We start from the raw sequence: 17,789 nt of genomic DNA on the forward strand, positions 1-17,789 counted from the left end.
GATCAGATAATAAAAGACGTTTTTCATTTATATTAATGATACTTCAGTTTCATTTCCGGCTTGATCTTAAGAACTGTTTCATAGATAAGTTTGATGACATTACCTACATCCTCCTTAGATACCATTTCTACCGTAGTATGCATATAACGCAAAGGTAAGGAAATTAAAGCACTTGGTACGCCGCCGTTGGAATGGGCGAACGCATCTGTATCAGTTCCGGTTGCTCTGCTGGCTGCAGCTCTTTGGAATGGTATTTTCTTGGTCTTTGCGGTGTCAATAATTAATTCTCTGATGGTGTGGTGAACACTTGGTGCGAAGAATACTACCGGCCCGGCACCACATTTCTGATCTCCTTCTTTTTTCTTTTCAATCATTGGAGTGGTAGTATCATGGGTAACGTCAGTAACGATAGCAATATTCGGTTTGATGGTGTCCGCAATCATGTCTGCTCCGTATAAACCTACTTCTTCCTGTACAGAATTGGTAATATAAAGTCCGAACGGTATAGATTTTTTATTTTCTTTTAGCAGCCTGGCAACTTCAGCAATCATAAAACCACCGATTCTGTTATCCAGGGCTCTGCAGACAAAATATCTGTCATTCATTTCAAAGAATTCATCCGGGTAGGTGATCATACAACCTACAAAAATTCCCATTTCTTCCACTTCTTTTTTAGAAGTTGCACCACAGTCGATGAAGATATTTTCAATTTTAGGCGTAGGCTCGTTCTGGTTGGTTCTTGTATGAATAGCCGGCCATCCGAATACCCCTTTTACAATTCCGTTTTCACCATGGATATGGACAACTTTTGAAGGAGCAATCGTCTGATCAGAACCTCCGTTTCGGATGACGTAGATCAATCCGTCATCTGTAATATAATTGACATACCATGATATCTCATCAGCGTGTGCTTCAATCACTACTTTGAATTCAGCTTCCGGATTGATGATCCCATAGCAGGTTCCGTAATGGTCTACTTCAATTTTATCTACGTAAGGTCTGATGTAGTCCATCCAGACTTCCTGACCTTTATGTTCGTAACCTGTTGGAGATGATGTGTTTAAATATTTCTCTAAAAATTTCAAAGATTTCTTTTCAAATTTCATAAAAAGGAATGATTTTTGCGTTTAATTTTTCTTCTTATAAGTGTAAAAATAATGAATTTTAGTAAGATTATCTGCCTTTTTATTCTCTTTTTTGGAGTAAGTGTTTTCGGTCAGAAGGATGGGATAGTGGCGAAACCACTCAATCAGTACCCGCCTGAATCTCTGAAAGTGGATGAATTTGGTAATAAATATTATTATGATGAACAGCAGAAGATTAAGGTGTATGAAATCAATGGAGAGCCTGTAGTCGTATTGGATGAGTTGGTTTTAGTGAATAAACCGAGATTTAATAACCAGCTGGATAAGAATTACTATTATTTTCTCAACAAAAAGCTGTACAGGGTATATCCGTTATTTGTGACTGCATTGCAGCAGTACAGAGATATCCAGAAAGATATGAATGATCTGGACAGCAAAGCCAAAAGAAAGTTTGTAAGAGAAAGACAGAATATACTGGCTGACCAATATGAAAAACAATTGAGAGATCTTACGACTACCGAAGGACAGGTTTTTGCAAAACTGATGAACAGGGCAACCGGAAAAAATGTATTTGAGATTATCAAAGAATTAAGAGGTGGATGGAGTGCTTTCTGGTGGAATGTAAAAGGAAAAATGGCTGATATTGATTTGAAAGAGCGTTATGATCCTCACACCAACAGAAGTGATGAATTTATAGAGTCATTACTGCAGTCCAACTGGAACTCAGGTTATCTGCAGCCTTATCCCGGAGCTAATGATTTTAAAGTAAAGAAATAATATAAATTCCTGTAAGAATGCTTACAGGAATTTTTCTTTTAATTTGTCAAATACAATTTTATCTATTGGAAGAGGAAAAGGATTGTCCGGTCTGTCGATATCAATCCATTCTGTTTTTTCAATACAGGGATCCAGAATAATAAAGTCTTCCTCGTTAACGATATCTACTATATAATATATGGTAAGAAGCTGTTCGTTTTCTCTGAAACGCGATACCAGAAAATTTTCCTGAGTATAGAAATGTTCCAGCACATTGATTTTCACATTCAGTTCTTCATCAAACTCACGGTGCAGACATTCAAGAACTCCTTCACCGTATTCCAATCCACCACCCGGAAATTTCATTAAAGGTTCGCCGGCATATTCTTCAAATAAAGTCAGAACTTTTTTATCTTTTACCGCACACGCATACACTCTAATGTTGATCTTGTCTATCATATATATAATGTATAATATTTTATAGCTAATGTAAGGAATTTTGTTGGAAAAAGCCGGAAGTTGGAAGCGTGAAGCTGGAAGTTTAATACTATCTGTTTCCAATAATATTGAATCAACGTATTTTATATATTGATTATTATTTTAAAGTAAAAAATCAAGCATTCGGCTGTAAACGTTCAACTTCCTTCCTCAAGCTTCCATTCTACAATTTAATTGCATTAATCATCTCTCTTTTTCCCGGAGGTCCCTGTTTTTTCTCCACCTTGAAATTCAGTTCCTGAAGGATTCTTCTTACACTGCCTTTAGAAGAGTAGGTGGTTAATAATCCGTTAATGGCCATTTTGTCAGCAACCAATTCAAACAGTGGCTTTTCCCAAAGGTCTGGCTGTACTCTGGCTCCAAAACAGTCAAAGTAAACAAGATTAATTTTAGGCAGATCAATGTCTTTCAGGTCGAAAAAGTCACATTCTATCTTTTTTAAATTGAATCCACTAATGATTTCTACTGATTTTTCCCAATCTGCCAGATGAATTTTCTGATAAATATTTTTAAACTCTGGGTTATCAAAAAGTTCAAAGTAAGCCAAATCCTTAACTTCGGATTCATTTATGGGGTATTTTTCGAGCGAAAAATAATTGATGACATGATTTTTGTCAGTTTTTAAATATTCATTAATTGTTACCAAAACATTCAAACCTGTTCCAAAACCGAGTTCTAAAATATTAATTTCGCAATCATTTATTAAATTCAGTCCATTTTTGATAAACACGTGTTCGGCTTCCTGCAGGGCTCCGTGATGAGAATGGTAGTTCTCGTTTAAATCATTGATAAACAATGTTTTACTTCCGTCGTTTGTGGTCTTAATCTCTCTTTTCAAGCTAATTTTTTGTCAAATTTACTCTAAAATTTTTATATTTAGAAAATTATGTTAAATTTGTAGAACATCGTAAAAATTTTAAAAAATGATAATTCAAAAAACTGAAAACTCCAGAATTTCTACATTTGACCCTAACAATTTTTCATTTGGTAGTACTTTCATCGATCATATGATCATTTGTGAGTATGAAAACGGAAAATGGGGTGATGTAAAATTAGTTCCTTACGGTCCGATTCCATTTACGCCTGCTATGATGGGAGTAAACTACGGACAAGCTTGTTTTGAAGGTATGAAAGCCTATAAAGACAAAGACGGGCAGGTTTTCCTTTTCAGGCCTGAAAAGAATTTTGAACGTATCAACAAGTCAGCGAAACGTCTTGCTATGCCGGAAGTGACTGAAGAAATGTTTTTAGACGGATTGAAAGCTTTGGTAGATATTGACAGAGAGTGGATTCCACAGGGGGAAGGAATGTCGCTTTATATCAGACCTTTGATTTTTGCTACAGAGGAAGCTTTGAAAGCAAGAGTTGCTAATAAATATATGTTTGCCATCGTTGCAACACCGGCACAGAGTTATTATTCAGAACCGGTATCTGTAAAGATCTCTGATCACTATTCAAGAGCGGCAAACGGAGGGGTAGGTTCTGCAAAGGCTGCAGGTAACTATGCGGCTTCTTTCTATCCTACACAGTTGGCCATTGAAGAAGGGTATGAGCAAATCATCTGGACGGATGATGCTACACACGAATATTTCGAAGAGAGTGGTACAATGAACGTGTTTGTCAGAATCAACGATACGATCTATACGCCGCCAACATCTGAGAAAATCCTTGACGGAGTAACGAGAGACAGCTTCATCCAGTTAGCGAAGAAAAGAGGTATCGAAGTGAAAATTGAACCGATTGCGGTAAAAACTGTAATCGAAGCTTTAAAGAACGGTGAACTTAAAGAAGTATGGGGAGTAGGTACAGCAGTAGTAACCACTCAATTCCAGGCTTTAGGATATCAGGGAGAAAAACTTTCGCTTCCGAGATTATCTGATGAAGAAAGCTATGCGGCTATCCTTAAAAAAGATTTGGTAGATTTACAAACCAACTTGTCTGAAGATCCGTTCGGATGGAGAGTAATGGTAGATCACGTATTGGAAACAGTATAATACTATTGATATAACGATATGAAAGCCGGGTTTTTCCCGGCTTTTTCATATATGCCTATTCACGTAAAATGGACGAAGAGTTTTTGGCTAAGATCAATGCGTTACAACATTCACATATTTCTGTGTCAAGTTTTGTAATTGATTCCCGAAATGTGTATTTTCGCAAAAGTTTATGAAAAAAATACTCTTCATATCAGCCATAAGCCTGTTGAGCTGTAACAGAAACGCACAGACGGCACATCCCCCTGTAGGTGGGGTTTTAAGCCAGAAAGATCTGGATGTTTCTAAGAACAGGATGAAAAATCTAAATGTCATAGAAAGAGGGCAGATTCAGGATTGGATCAGCAGTCAGTCTGTGAAGTATTATCCAACGCAGCTTAATTATTGGGTAACGGTAGAAGGCTATGATCAAAGAGAAAGGAGGAAAGATGAAACTACAATTTCCTATTCTTATGATCTGTATGATTTTGATCAGACGAAAATCTACGATCAGCCTTTTGAAAGAAGAGATGCCAGATTCGGACACTTTGATGAACTGAGAGCAGTGGAGAACGCTTTGCGTTTTATACATGATGGAGAGGAAGTAACACTTTTGGTACCGTCTTCTTTGGCCTACGGGACTTACGGAGACGAAAAGAAAATAGACAACGACATTCCATTAATCATAAAATTAAAAGCTTTATAAATACATGAAATTGTTTAACAAGAATATAATTCTGGCAGCGGCAAGTATTTCGCTGATGAGTTGTACCCCAATTTATAAAAAAATGAACGTAGACAAAGAAACTTACGAAGGTCTTAATGACGGACTTTATGCCAATCTTCAAACCACAAAAGGTAACATGATTGTGAAGTTTGAGGACAAGAAAGCACCAGTAACTGTAGCCAACTTTATCGGTCTTGCAGAAGGGAAAATCGACAACAAAGCTAAGGCTAAAGGAGTTCCTTACTATGACGGAACTATTTTCCACAGAGTAATCAAAGATTTCATGATCCAGGGAGGTGATCCTCAGGGAACAGGAATGGGAGATCCTGGGTATAAATTCGAAGACGAAAGAAACGACCTTAAACACACAGGGAAAGGTATTCTTTCTATGGCGAATTCAGGACCAAATACCAACGGTTCTCAATTCTTTATTACTGAAGTAGCTACACCTTGGTTAGATGGAAGACATACGATCTTCGGAAAAGTGGTAAAAGGAAATGAGGTAATTGATGCGATTGCGAACGTTGAAAAAGGAGCTCAGGACAAACCTAAAACAGATATCGTTTTAGAAAAAGTTTCTGTTTTCAGCAAAGGTGATGAGTACAAGCACTATGATGCAGCTAAAACTTTCAATGAAGGAAAGGCTAAAATCGCAGAAAACAATAAAGCTTTCATCGCTAAAGAAGAAGCTGAAAAGAAAAAAAGAGAAGAAGAATTCAAAGCTAACCAGGAGAAATTGGTTGAAAACCTGAAAGCTGGTATGCAAAAAACTGAATCAGGCCTTTACTATAAAATTACAAAAACAGCTGACGGTAAAGCGCCAAAAGCTGGTGACAATGTATCTGTACACTATGCAGGTAAACTGGTAGACGGAACTGAGTTTGATTCTTCATTCAAGAGAAACGAACCTATCGAAATTCCAATCGGAATGGGAAGAGTAATCAAAGGATGGGATGAAGGTATCCTGTTATTGAAAGAAGGTGAAACTGCTACATTACTGATCCCGCCTGCAATGGCTTACGGAGAAAGAGGAGCAGGAGGAGTGATCCCGCCAAACTCATGGTTGGTTTTCGATGTTGAGCTTGTAAAAGTAAAATAATTGAATCTTCAAAATAGTATCAAAAGCTGTCCGAAAGGATGGCTTTTTTATTGGCCTCAAATACATTCTGTAACGATTGGCATACAGGTTACGACACATTTTACGATATGGAAAGATTAACCGTTTTCCAGTAAAAGTAATTTTAAACTTTATAATAACCATTCAGCCATGAAAACCCAATCACTTCTGTTTCTGTTCGTTCTGCTGTCAATGAAGACTTTTTCACAGACTAAGACTAATCCTGACGATCCAGCGATAAAAAAATCACTTACTTATTTTGTCAACAGCATTCATCCAAACAGATAGATCAGGCGGTAAGCGGCATATATCCAAAATTCTTCACCATAGTGTCAAAAGAGCAAATGACCCAGATTTTGAATATGACTTACAATAATCCATTTATGAAAATTGAAGTAGAAGATCTGAAGTTTGGAAATATTGAAAAGCCTGAACTCATAACCGGGGAATATTTTTCTATTACCCCTTATTTTTTGAAACTGAAATGCAATGTCAGTTCATTAAATGATGATATGAAAAAGAGAATGAACGGTGCTTTGACAGCCAAATACGGAGCAAATAATGTGAAATATGTCGCCAGCGAAGATTCATATCTCATCAACGCTGCTATGAAAGCCTGTGCGATTTCAAAAGATAAAAAGGCATGGAAATTTGTTATTCTTGAAAAGGAATATAAGAAAGAACTGGTGAAGATCTTACCGAAGAAAATTCTGGATAAGTTCTAAAGAATAAACAATAATTTTTACATTGAATCGTACCGTCCCGAAAAAGACGGTTTTTTGTTTCCTGAAAATACCGTAGAAATACGGATTTCGGTATGAATTTATTACTTCTATCTTTATCAAGCACTTAAAAGAACAAAATAAAAAAATATGTTTGACCTGAATTACGACCAGATAAAGAAGGAAATAGAATCTGAAGTATGCAAAGAACACAGTAGGCATCCGGAATTTGTAAAAACAGATGAAGGTTTTGGAATAAAAGCCTGCTGTGAACCTTTCAAAGAAGAACTGGTTGAAAAGTCAGGGAAAATGATTGAAGAAGAAACAAAGAAGATCCTTGAAGAAATGATGAAGGATCTGTTTAAAGAATAAGTTTTTACGATGTTAAGATAACTTTGTTATCGGAAGCTGCTCCGGAAGGGGTGGCTTTTTTTGTTGGAATTTCCGTATAAATACGGTTTTCCGTAAGGTTGTAGAAGTGTATATTTATAGATTTGAAAATATTACTGACTTTATGGACGGAGCTTATATTGCATTAAAGGGATATAAATATCAATTTGATAGAACAATTTTAGAATTATTTAATAATCCTAAAAAAACAATTCAAATTGAGCAACTTCAAGATTATGGGTATGACGATTATTATGTTCAAGTGAAGTATCATGATACAATCTATAATGATGCAAAGAAAAAAGAAAAAATAAAAGACCCTTTAATTAAAATATTGAAGCAATTTATATCGAATAGAGATAAAAAATTTATTCTTTACATTTATCTAAAAGGGGTTCCGGTTTCAAATAAAGCTCTTACAACTTTAGATTTAAAAAAAATATTGGGAAAAGAAGATTCCCAATTTTTAGAGGTAGATAAAAATGAATTTGTGAAAAATTTCACTCTTATTTATGCCGAAGATTTTGAAATGCAGTACAATTCCGTAATTGAAAAAATAAAATTTTTATATTCAAAAACAGATCGTGAAGCAGAAATATACTATTCCTTAATATCTGCTTTTTTATTAGAAATTGTTACTAAAAATCCTTCTTCTAAAATTAATTTAAGGAAAACTTCTAAAAGTGAAATTGACAAATTAATTTATGATAATAAAAAAATTATCTTCACTTCTAGTTATGCAGATTTTAAATCTAGAGAAAGTCAACTAAAGGCTTTGAATAAAATGTTTTTTAGAATAGGGTTGAATAATGAAGCATTTGAAAGAGTTTTTATTATTCAGACAACTTCATCCTATAATATTGCTTTATTAAAGGAAATTGTATTATTGATAAAAAATAGATGGAGTAATAATAAGATGAATAACTCGCCTAGTAGTGACAGATTTTGTCCTTATATTTATTTTGATGGAATTTCAAATGAAGATCTTGTAAAACTAAAATTTGGATTACAAAAAGATGATTATGTAATTATTGATGGATACGATTTCTTTAACGCTCAATTTAATATTGAAAGTGTTAAAATAAACCCAACAAAAGCAAATAAAATTCAGTTTAAATTTATAAATAATCAGACAGATCTTGAAAAGTTTTTGAAGAAGCAAGATAAAACTGTTGAAATCTACGAGTTTTACTTTAATAGGCCGAGTCCCATTGTCTTTAATGGAAAATATATTAAGATTGAAATAAAACGTCTTAAAGAAATTCAAAATATTATTTAAAATGAAAGATTCAAAAGCAAGTGGTGAAGTAATAGCTGTTTTGCCCAATAAAGTTAAAATAAAAGTAAGTGATTTAAATGCTTTTAAAGGTGCTGAACAATTAAAAGTGGGATCATATATACAAATTTCAGATAATGAAAATTCTGACGTTAAGCTGATAGCTATTATTGAGAGTTTTCTTATCGAAGTTTCTGAAGGAAAGGATGGGCAAGAAGATGAAGGAAAGAGAAAATATTTAATTGAAGCAAATCCTCTCGGAACAATTGAAGATGGAATTTTTAGAAGAGGGGGAGATTCAATTGCTTTACCTCCAAAAGAGGCTACTAAAGCATCAGTTGATGATATAAAAGCCATTTATGAAAGTGGAAGTAGAGAAAGCAAATATGAAAAGTTTTGCTTCGCTCAACTCTCGCAATCTTCAAAAGATAGGATTGATGTTCCAATTAACGGAAATAAATTTTTTAATAAACATTTTGCAATTGTAGGCTCTACAGGCTCTGGAAAATCTCATACTACTGCTAAAGTTTTACAAAATGCAACTAAAGAAAAGAAAAGTGACTTTACAGGATTAAATAATTCTCATATAGTAATCTTCGACATTCATTCTGAGTATGCATCTGCGTTTCCAAATGCAAATATTATAACGATTGATGATTTAATTCTTCCTTATTGGTTGTTGAATGCTGAAGAATTAGAAGAACTTTTTTTAGAATCAGGTGATAATAATAATTATAATCAATCCTCTTTATTAAGAAGTATCATAACCGAAAATAAAATTGTAAAAAATCCTTCTGAAATTAAGGTGTATTTTGATAGTCCTTTAAAATTTGATATTGATGAAATTTTAAATTGTCTTCAAAATCTTCGTAAAGAAACTAGACATACAGAAGATGATTTGAATATTCAATTTGTTGAAGATGCAATTGTATTTGAGTCGGATTCTAAAAAAATTCAACATTATTTTAAAGAAAGCTTTTCATTTATTGCTCCTCGTAGAGAAAGCCAAGCTAGAGGACATGGAATAAGTAAAGGTCCTTATTGTGATGGTTCAATAGATAAGTTTGTTACTAGATTAAATACTAAAATAAATTCACCAAGACTGCGTCAATTTCTTTTCGGTGAGAAAAGTAAAGAAATTTCATTTGAAGATACTTTAAGACAGTTTTTAGGCTATAGTTATAAATCTGAAATTAGAAAAAATGCAAAATCAAATGTTACGATTATTGATTTAAGTGGTGTTCCTTTTGAGGTATTGAGTATTACAGTCTCGTTAATATCACGATTATTATTTGATTATTCTTATTATTATAAAAAGCAAGTAGGCGATAATGATATGCCTTTATTATTAGTTTATGAAGAAGCTCATAAATATGTGCCTAAAAGTGATTTGGCAAGATTTAAGTCTTCTAGGGCATCAATAGAGAGAATTGCCAAAGAAGGAAGGAAATATGGAATTTCTTTAGCAATCATAAGTCAAAGACCTTCAGAGTTATCAGAGACTATTTTTTCTCAATGTAATAATTTTATTGCAATGCGATTAACAAATCCTGATGATCAAAATTATGTTAAAAGATTATTGCCAGATACTCTAGGCGCAATAACTGATATCTTGCCTTCTTTACAATCAGGAGAAGCTTTATTAATAGGCGAAGCAACAGTTATGCCTTCTGTTGTAAAAATTGATAAATGTGATCATGAGCCATCTTCCAATGATATACCGTATCTGGAAAAATGGAAAAACGAGTGGTTCGATAAGGTTGATTTTAAAAATATAACTTCGAAATGGATTAATTAAAATTTAACTGATTTTTAAAACAAAAAACCGCCCCAAACGGGGCGGTTTTTTCAGTAAAAATAAATTGAAAGTTATATGTTCTGTTATCTTTTCTTCATACTCGTTCCGGCTAAGGAACTGATGAATACAAGGCCAAACCCGATATAAGCGGCAAATGCCGTCAGGTATATAATTAAGCTGTTAAAGCTTGGTTCTAAGGCGTATACCAACACAGAAAATGCAGCAAAACTTAACACCAGCATTAGGCTCCATATATGCAATTTTGCAGCATCTTCATTTCTCTTAAAAATCATTTCAAAAAAGGCTCTCATCATTACTAACATTTTAAGGGTTATACATTAATTTATAGCATAAAGGCGCACTCATCACGGTAAAAAGAATATATTCTTTTACTGGGCTAAGGTTCACGATGACTTTGCCATTTATTTATATCGCAATACCGGGCTGAAAGTCCGGGATATTTTTGTTTTTTTTGAATCAATCAATGATTCCTGGTTATTGTGATACCAGTCAGATACGGGTGCAAAACTGCTGTGAAAAACTAACGGGGGGGTAATTGATCACGAGCCCGTATCTTTTACGGCATCGTAGAAAAAAAAGGATTCATATACTAGATATGAACTTGAATCAGTGGAAAAACTGAAAATCCACAGAAAACCTTTTTTCTCATCCTTAGTGTTTTTTTAATTTTTTCTCAATATTTTAAATGCTAATATCATGCCAAAGTTCTGTTTTTGCGATCAACACTTTGTTTCACGGGATTGATGAGGGCAGTGGTGAAGCGTTTTTTCTTCTGTTATTTCCTTAAACATAGAAAAATTTTCTGTTTTTTAAAGCTAATGCTAATGAACGAAGAAAATATTACGGACGAGAAGTATTTTTATGTATTTTAAATAAACAATAAATAACCCAAATGTTTTTTGCACAAATTTCACTAATGGAATACTGTGAAATTTATTATGCATTACTATTAAAATAAAAAAACCGCCTTTAGAAAGACGGTTTCATATTTTACCAGTTTTTATCAATCATACAAATAATCTGAGTCAAAGCGGTGGCTCCCAATAAAAGCTCTCTTCGGTTCACCTTTTCAAAAGTATCTTCTTCTGTGTGGTGAATATCGAAATATCGCTGCGAATCCGGCATCAGCTCTGCAGCGGGAATTCCCATGTCGTGAAGCGGATAAAGGTCTGTTCCTGAAAACCGCTCTTCAAAATTATAAACTCCGTAAGGAAGGAATAAATTCGACCAGCTTTTAATCTGATTTCTTTTCGCATCATCCATATCCAGGGCAATACCTCTCGGGGCAAAGCCTCCGGCATCTGTTTCAATAGCAAAAAGATGTTTTTCGTTTTTCTCTTTTACCGTTTTACCGTACTGGATTCCTCCTTTTACTCCGTTTTCTTCATTGGCGAAACAAACAACCCTGATGGTGTGGTTATTCTGAATACCCAGCTTTTTAAAGGTTCTTAAAACCTCAATGCTTTGTACAATTCCGGCTCCGTCATCGTGGGCTCCTTCACCTACATCCCAGGAATCAAGGTGTCCACCGACAACAATTACACTCTGGTCTTTTTTACCTGTGATTTCTCCAATAACAGAGTGCGAGAGCTTTTCTCCTTTCATTCCGCAGTTGGAGTTTAGTTTTGCATTAACTTTCTGTTTTTTCAGTAAAGCTTCCAGTTCATCTGCAGTCGTGCTTCCGATGGCTACCGCAGGGATTTTGGAAACTTTGTCTTCATAACGCATTGCTCCGGTGTGAGGTACATCATCAAAAGCAGAGGACAGTGATCTTACGATGGCAAATTTGCCTCCTTTTTTAGCGGTTAAAGAAGCAGCAGTTGTTCTGTATTTTGCAGCATCACCATAGGCTTTGAAAGTCTCTACAAATGACTGGCTGAAAGGGTAGTTGAAGAACACGATTTTATCTTTCACTTTTTCAGGAGGAAGTCTGTCATATTCTTCCATAGATTTTACCATGATGATTTCTCCCGAAACATCTTTTCCTCCTGTTCCTTCAGAATTCCCAAGGGAAAGCATTTTAAGGGTTTTCCATTTTCCGTTGGGAGTCTGGATGTTCAGAGATTCTTTTCCTCTTTCCCAGACAGGAATCATCACTTCCTGAAGCCATACTTTATCAGCTCCGGCATCACGAAGTTTCTGTTCTGCCCATTTTACAGACTTTTCATAGGCTTCGGATCCGCTTAAGCGGTGGCCTATATTTTTTGTAAGCTCTCTAAGCTCTGTATATCCTTTTCCGTTGTTCAGGATTTCTGTAGAGATTTTTCTGAACTGTACAGAATCTTCTTTAGACTGGCCAAATGCAGCCATTCCAAAAAGTAATAATGAAGTTCCTAATATCTTTTTCATTGTTTACCAATTTTTGTCAATCATATAAATAAGTTGTGTCATCACCGTAGAGCCCAATAATAATTCTCTGCGGTTGATTTTTTCAAAAGTGTCTTCTTCGGTATGGTGAATATCAAAATAGCGTTGCGGATCCGGTACCAGTTCAGCTGTGGGAACTCCCATTTCGTGAAGCGGGGCAATATCTGACCCTGAATATTTTCCTTCAAAGTTGTAAACGCCATAAGGTAAAAACAGATTCACCCAGCTTTTGATCTGGTTTCTTTGAGGTTCATCCATTTCGAGGGAAATTCCACGTGGTGAAAAACCTCCTGCATCCGATTCTATGGCAAAAAGATGTTTTTCATTGTTTTCTTTGGTAACTTTACCATACTGTTTCCCACCTTTCGTTCCGTTTTCTTCGTTGGCAAAACAAACGGCGCGGATCGTATGATTATTCTGAATTCCTAATTTTTTAAAGGTTCTTAATACTTCAATGCTCTGCACAATTCCTGCTCCGTCATCATGGGCTCCTTCTCCAACATCCCAGGAATCTAAATGCCCACCAACAACAATAACACTTTGGTCTTTTTTACCGGTAATTTCTCCGATCACAGAATGGGAAAGCTTTTCTCCTTTCATGCCACAGCTGGAATTGAGTTTAGCAGTAACCTGATGATTCTTTAATAATGCTTCAAGTTCATCAGCTGATGTATTTCCGATTGTTATAGCTGGTATTTTGGAAATACTTTCGTCATAGCGCATGTTACCTGTGTGCGGAACATCATCGAAAGCAGAGGAAAGAGACCTGACGATGGCAAATTTCCCTCCTTTTTTAGCCGTTAATGAAGCGGCAGTTCTTCTGTAGGGGTTTGCATCACGATAAGAAATAAATGTCTGTACATTTTCCTGACTAAAAGGATAGTTGAAAAACACAATTTTATCTTTCACTTTTTCAGCAGGAAGTCTGTCATATTCTTCCAGTGATTTTACCATGATGATTTCTCCGGAAAGATCTTTACCTCCGGTTCCTTCAGAATTTCCAAGGGAAAGCATTTTTACACTTTTCCATTTTCCATTAGAAGTTTTAATCTGTAATGATTCTTTTCCTCTTACCCAAACCGGAATCATCACTTCCTGAAGCCATACTTTGTCAGCTCCGGCATCACGAAGTTTCTGGGCTGCCCACTGTACGGATTTCTCATAGGCTTCTGAACCACTTAAACGGTTACCTATAGTTTTGGTAAGTTCTCTCAGTTCATTGTATCCTTTTCCGTTGTTCAGAATTTCTGTGGAGATTTTTCTGAACTGGACAGAATCTTCTTTAGACTGACCAAATGCGGCCATTCCAAAAAGAAGTAATAAAGTTCCTGTTATCTTTTTCATTGTTACCAGTTTTTATCAACCATAAAAATCATCTGTGTTATGGCGACAGCTCCAAGAAGAAGCTCTCTTTTATTTACTTTGTCAAAAGTATCCTGTTCGGAGTGGTGATAATCAAAATATCTCTGGGTGTCTACCACAAGCTCTGCTAAAGGAATATCCAGTTTTTTCAAAGGCGAAATATCCTGAATGGCTTCTGTCTGGTCAAAATCATAGACGCCATAAGGCAGAAAATATTCTTTCCAGGGATACACCAGTCTTCGTCTTTGAGGTGACATGTCTAAAGAGAATCCTCGGGGAGAATATCCTCCGGCATCAGTTCCTAAGGCAAATACGTGTTTTTCGTCTTTCTTTTTTACATATGCTGCATACATCTCACGACCTTGCCCTCCGTTTTCACTGTTGGCATACAAAACTACACGGATGGTGTGGTTGTTTTCATATCCAAGTGCTTTGAGTGTTCTTAACACTTCGATGCACTGCACAACGCCAGTTCCATCATCTACTGCACCTTCACCAATATCCCACGAATCCAGCTGAGCACCTAAAACAATTACTTTAGAATCTTTTTTACCTCCAATTTCAGCAATGATATTGGGATTTGTAGTGTCATCTTTTGATTCGGCGGTCATATTGATTTTAGCTGTGACTTTTTGTTTCTTTAAGGTTTTCTCCAATTCGTCTGCAGATCTTACACCAATTGATAAAGCTGGAATTTTAACTTTATCATCTGGTTCGTAGTAAATCATTTTAGCATGAGGAGTATCGTCACTAGCAGTCGTCAGTGACCTTATAATTAATGCTTTTGCACCTGTTTTAGCAATCACAGAAGCGGAAATTAGTTTTGATTTTGCGGCCTGTAAATAGGAATCACTTGTATTAATAATTTTCGGGTCCATAGGAACATTCACAAAAACTATTTTATCTTTTAACTGGCCTATTGACATGGCATTCAGCTCAGATGTGGAATTGATTAAAACGATTTCGCCCACCAGATCTTTTCCACCTGTTCCTTCAGAATTCCCGAAAGAAAGCATTCTGATGTTTTTCCAGTCTCCATTTCCGGCTTTGATTTGTAAAGATTCTTTTCCTCTGATCCAGACTGGTGCTTTAGCTTCCTGTCTCCAGATCATATTAATCCCGATTTCCTTGAATTTTTTTTCTGCCCATTCTACGGCTTTGGTATAACCTGGAGTTGCACTGAAACGTGGACCAATTCTTTTGGTGAGCTCTCCAAGATTATCATAAGCAGTACCGTTAGTCATAATTTCATCTGAAATTTTTCTGAATTCATCATGATAGTTGAATTTGGCAACAGTACCTTTTTTTGTCGGGTTTTTAAGTGGTTTTTTCTGAGAAAATAAAAATCCACTCAAAAAGAGTGGAAGTATAATGAATATTTTTTTCATTTTTTATTTACTTATCTTTTCCGTTGATAAAAGTAGGGAAAAAATAGTAATTTATTAAGGTTTCATGTCGTACATTAATAAAGCAGTAATTAATTTTGGCTCAATAAATGTACATTTCGGAGGCATACTTAATTTTAAGTCTGAAATTTTAATCATGTCATTAAAACTTACAGGATAAATTCCAAAACCAACTTTACCTTCACCGTTGTCTACCTTTTCTTTTAAAAGATTGATTCCATTGATATTGGATGTTCCTTTCACATAAGAAATAAGCTCAGAGCTGTCCGGATCTTCAATTTTCAGAATGTTTTTGAAAATATACTTATCTAAAAGATGGTGATCCAGATTATCCAGAGACATTTCTTTGGAACGAAGATCATGCTTCACGTGAAGAGAATAGAACTTCCCATCCATATACATTGAAATATGGAATTTTTGAGAAGGGTAGTACGATGCTTCTCCTTTTTCGTGAATCAGGAAATATTTCTCAAGTTCTTTCAGGAAATCTGCCGGAGAAATACCATTCAGGTCATGTAAGATTCTATTGTAATCATGAATCTTTATCGACTGGTTGGAAACAATGAAACTATACACAAAGTTGTAAAGCTCTGTACCGTTATGTTTTTTGTTTTTCTCCTTATGGTATTTTGCATTGATTGCTGTGGAACCAATTCTGTGGTGTCCGTCGGCAATATAAAACGAATCAATCTGATCAATCACTTCTTTAAATTGCTGTAGCTTCAGACGGTTATCTATTCTCCAGATTTTATGTCTGATACCCATTGAATCTACATGATTGAAGATAGGAACATTTTTTTCCTCATGATTCATCAGCAATTCAATTTTTGAATTGGCAGGGTAGGTAAGAAGCACAGGTTCAGCCTGCAGGTTTACTTTTTCAAGGTAGTGAGCCAGTTTTTCTTTTTTCTGCGGGATGGTACTTTCATGTCTTTTGATTTTTCCATTCCAGAAATCTTCGATACTTGCCAATCCCAGAAGTCCTCTGAACATCTGTTTGTTGGGATAGATCTGCTCATAAAGATAGTAGGATGAATTGTCCTGGACCAATTTCTTTTCTTCCAGAAGTTCTTCAAAGGTGGAACGGATCTTTCGCAGGTTCCGGTCAATATCTTTAGATTTACTTACAACATAGGGTTTAATCATATTGATGTAAGTATTTTCAACTTGAGCTTTCTCCGCAATCTCTTCCTGGGTGAAATTATCCAGTGGATGGGTAGGGAAAGTACTCTCAAAGTCTCTATGAGGTCTTATTCCACGGAAAGGTTTAAAAACAGGCATATTTATCTTATAGTTTCTTTTTGTAGCTTAATAATTTGTTCTGCAAGTTCGATACCGATTTTCTCTTGCGCATCCACCGTACTGCCGCCTACGTGAGGGGAAAGTGATAATGCGGGGTTCATCAGTAAAGGCAGTTCCGGGTTGGGTTCGTTTTCAAAAACATCCAGTGCCGCTCCGGCTACTTTTCCTGACTCGATAAAATCGATAAGGGTCACTTCGTTGATGACACCTCCTCTTGCAGTATTTACAATATAGACTCCATCTTTCATTTTTTCAAACTGAGGGGTGTCTATAATATACTCATTCGTTTTCGGCGTATTGATACTGATGAAATCTGCATCTTTAAGGAATGCATCCATATCATTGGTGGAAGTGATTTCAAAGTTCACAGACTGTCCGTTGAAGAAGTTCAGTGTAAGAACTTCTGTTTTCGGGCTTCTTGTCAGAACGGTTACTTTCATTCCTAAAGCAATTCCTATTTTTATAACTTCCTGGCCAATGCTTCCAAAGCCGATTACTCCTAATGTTTTTCCTGAAAGTTCATACGCATTACTGAATGACTTTTTCATGGCGTTGAAATGAGTTTCTCCTTCCAATGGCATCAGTCTGTTGGACTCGTGAAGGAATCTCGCCAGTGAAATAAAGTGGCCAAAAACCAGTTCTGCCACTGATTTTGAAGATGCTGTAGGTGTATTGATTACTTTGATGCCTTTACTTTTGGCATATTCTACATCAATATTGTCCATTCCGATACCGCCTCTTCCGATAATCTTAAGGCCCGGGCATGCATCAATCAGATCTTGTCTTACTTTCGTTGCACTTCTTACCAGAAGAACATCCACATTATTATCGTTGATAAAATTAATAACGTGATCCTGAGCCACTCTATTGTCCAGAATTTCAATTCCGGCTTCTTTTAGAGTATTTTCTCCTGCTTTTGAAATTCCGTCGTTTGCTAAAACTTTCATGAGTTATTTATGATGTTAGATTGAAGATGTCAGAAGTTAGAT

Annotated in this window: 18 protein-coding genes; 9 read left to right on the forward strand and 9 right to left on the reverse strand. The window is 35.6% G+C overall.

The window, feature by feature from the left end; genetic code table 11:
* Positions 1 to 32: 32 nt before the first annotated feature.
* On the reverse strand, positions 33 to 1,106 hold the full coding sequence (locus tag DEU39_RS02580; RefSeq protein WP_062670358.1) for a M42 family peptidase: 1,074 nt from the start codon (positions 1,104 to 1,106) through the stop codon (positions 33 to 35).
* 51 nt (positions 1,107 to 1,157) lie between these two features.
* On the opposite strand from DEU39_RS02580, the gene DEU39_RS02585 reads away from it, so the two are divergent.
* A complete protein-coding gene (locus DEU39_RS02585; protein ID WP_062670356.1) occupies positions 1,158 to 1,862 on the forward strand; it encodes a DUF4294 domain-containing protein in 705 nt (234 codons plus the stop codon).
* Positions 1,863 to 1,883: 21 nt separating this feature from the next.
* Here DEU39_RS02585 and DEU39_RS02590 read toward each other — a convergent pair whose 3' ends face one another.
* Positions 1,884 to 2,300 (reverse strand): NUDIX domain-containing protein, encoded by a 417-nt coding sequence (locus DEU39_RS02590; protein ID WP_120230835.1) that lies wholly within the window; start codon positions 2,298 to 2,300, stop codon positions 1,884 to 1,886.
* Positions 2,301 to 2,502: 202 nt separating this feature from the next.
* Positions 2,503 to 3,177: a tRNA (5-methylaminomethyl-2-thiouridine)(34)-methyltransferase MnmD gene (gene mnmD, locus DEU39_RS02595; RefSeq protein WP_062670352.1), complete on the reverse strand. Its 675-nt coding sequence runs from the start codon at positions 3,175 to 3,177 to the stop codon at positions 2,503 to 2,505.
* An 85-nt stretch (positions 3,178 to 3,262) separates the two neighbouring features.
* Here mnmD and DEU39_RS02600 point away from each other — a divergent pair, with 85 nt between their 5' ends.
* The 8 genes from DEU39_RS02600 to DEU39_RS02630 all read left to right on the forward strand — a co-directional run bounded on the left by DEU39_RS02600 (position 3,263) and on the right by DEU39_RS02630 (position 10,342).
* Entirely contained in the window at positions 3,263 to 4,333 is a 1,071-nt protein-coding gene (locus DEU39_RS02600) for a branched-chain amino acid aminotransferase (protein ID WP_062670350.1), read from the forward strand.
* A gap of 172 nt (positions 4,334 to 4,505) precedes the next feature.
* Positions 4,506 to 5,018, forward strand: coding sequence for an FKBP-type peptidyl-prolyl cis-trans isomerase (locus tag DEU39_RS02605; protein WP_062670348.1), 513 nt, complete (start codon positions 4,506 to 4,508; stop codon positions 5,016 to 5,018).
* Between the two features lie 82 nt (positions 5,019 to 5,100).
* Positions 5,101 to 6,138: a peptidylprolyl isomerase gene (locus DEU39_RS02610; RefSeq protein WP_228436759.1), complete on the forward strand. Its 1,038-nt coding sequence runs from the start codon at positions 5,101 to 5,103 to the stop codon at positions 6,136 to 6,138.
* A 168-nt stretch (positions 6,139 to 6,306) separates the two neighbouring features.
* The gene (locus DEU39_RS24635) at positions 6,307 to 6,444 is read left to right on the forward strand and encodes a hypothetical protein (RefSeq protein ID WP_228436609.1); all 138 of its coding nucleotides are present in this window, start codon (positions 6,307 to 6,309) and stop codon (positions 6,442 to 6,444) included.
* 56 nt (positions 6,445 to 6,500) lie between these two features.
* A complete protein-coding gene (locus DEU39_RS02615) occupies positions 6,501 to 6,881 on the forward strand; it encodes a hypothetical protein (protein ID WP_228436610.1) in 381 nt (126 codons plus the stop codon).
* A gap of 147 nt (positions 6,882 to 7,028) precedes the next feature.
* Positions 7,029 to 7,250: a hypothetical protein gene (locus DEU39_RS02620; protein WP_120230836.1), complete on the forward strand. Its 222-nt coding sequence runs from the start codon at positions 7,029 to 7,031 to the stop codon at positions 7,248 to 7,250.
* A gap of 142 nt (positions 7,251 to 7,392) precedes the next feature.
* Positions 7,393 to 8,547: a hypothetical protein gene (locus DEU39_RS02625; RefSeq protein ID WP_120230837.1), complete on the forward strand. Its 1,155-nt coding sequence runs from the start codon at positions 7,393 to 7,395 to the stop codon at positions 8,545 to 8,547.
* 1 nt (position 8,548) lies between these two features.
* Entirely contained in the window at positions 8,549 to 10,342 is a 1,794-nt protein-coding gene (locus DEU39_RS02630; RefSeq protein ID WP_120230838.1) for an ATP-binding protein, read from the forward strand.
* 83 nt (positions 10,343 to 10,425) lie between these two features.
* Here DEU39_RS02630 and DEU39_RS02635 read toward each other — a convergent pair whose 3' ends face one another.
* The 6 genes from DEU39_RS02635 to DEU39_RS02660 form a co-directional block, all read right to left on the reverse strand.
* On the reverse strand, positions 10,426 to 10,656 hold the full coding sequence (locus DEU39_RS02635) for a hypothetical protein (RefSeq protein WP_147367550.1): 231 nt from the start codon (positions 10,654 to 10,656) through the stop codon (positions 10,426 to 10,428).
* A 697-nt stretch (positions 10,657 to 11,353) separates the two neighbouring features.
* The gene (locus DEU39_RS02640; RefSeq protein WP_120230840.1) at positions 11,354 to 12,712 is read right to left on the reverse strand and encodes a M20/M25/M40 family metallo-hydrolase; all 1,359 of its coding nucleotides are present in this window, start codon (positions 12,710 to 12,712) and stop codon (positions 11,354 to 11,356) included.
* Positions 12,713 to 12,715: 3 nt separating this feature from the next.
* Entirely contained in the window at positions 12,716 to 14,074 is a 1,359-nt protein-coding gene (locus DEU39_RS02645) for a M28 family peptidase (RefSeq protein WP_120230841.1), read from the reverse strand.
* A 2-nt stretch (positions 14,075 to 14,076) separates the two neighbouring features.
* Positions 14,077 to 15,480 (reverse strand): M28 family peptidase, encoded by a 1,404-nt coding sequence (locus DEU39_RS02650; protein ID WP_120230842.1) that lies wholly within the window; start codon positions 15,478 to 15,480, stop codon positions 14,077 to 14,079.
* Between the two features lie 54 nt (positions 15,481 to 15,534).
* Complete coding sequence (locus tag DEU39_RS02655; protein ID WP_062670332.1) at positions 15,535 to 16,779, reverse strand: DUF1015 domain-containing protein; 1,245 nt, start codon at positions 16,777 to 16,779, stop codon at positions 15,535 to 15,537.
* A gap of 2 nt (positions 16,780 to 16,781) precedes the next feature.
* On the reverse strand, positions 16,782 to 17,747 hold the full coding sequence (locus DEU39_RS02660) for a D-2-hydroxyacid dehydrogenase (protein ID WP_120230843.1): 966 nt from the start codon (positions 17,745 to 17,747) through the stop codon (positions 16,782 to 16,784).
* Between the last annotated feature and the right edge of the window lie 42 nt (positions 17,748 to 17,789).

Source organism: Chryseobacterium sp. AG363 (assembly GCF_003610675.1).
Lineage (GTDB): Bacteria > Bacteroidota > Bacteroidia > Flavobacteriales > Weeksellaceae > Chryseobacterium > Chryseobacterium cucumeris.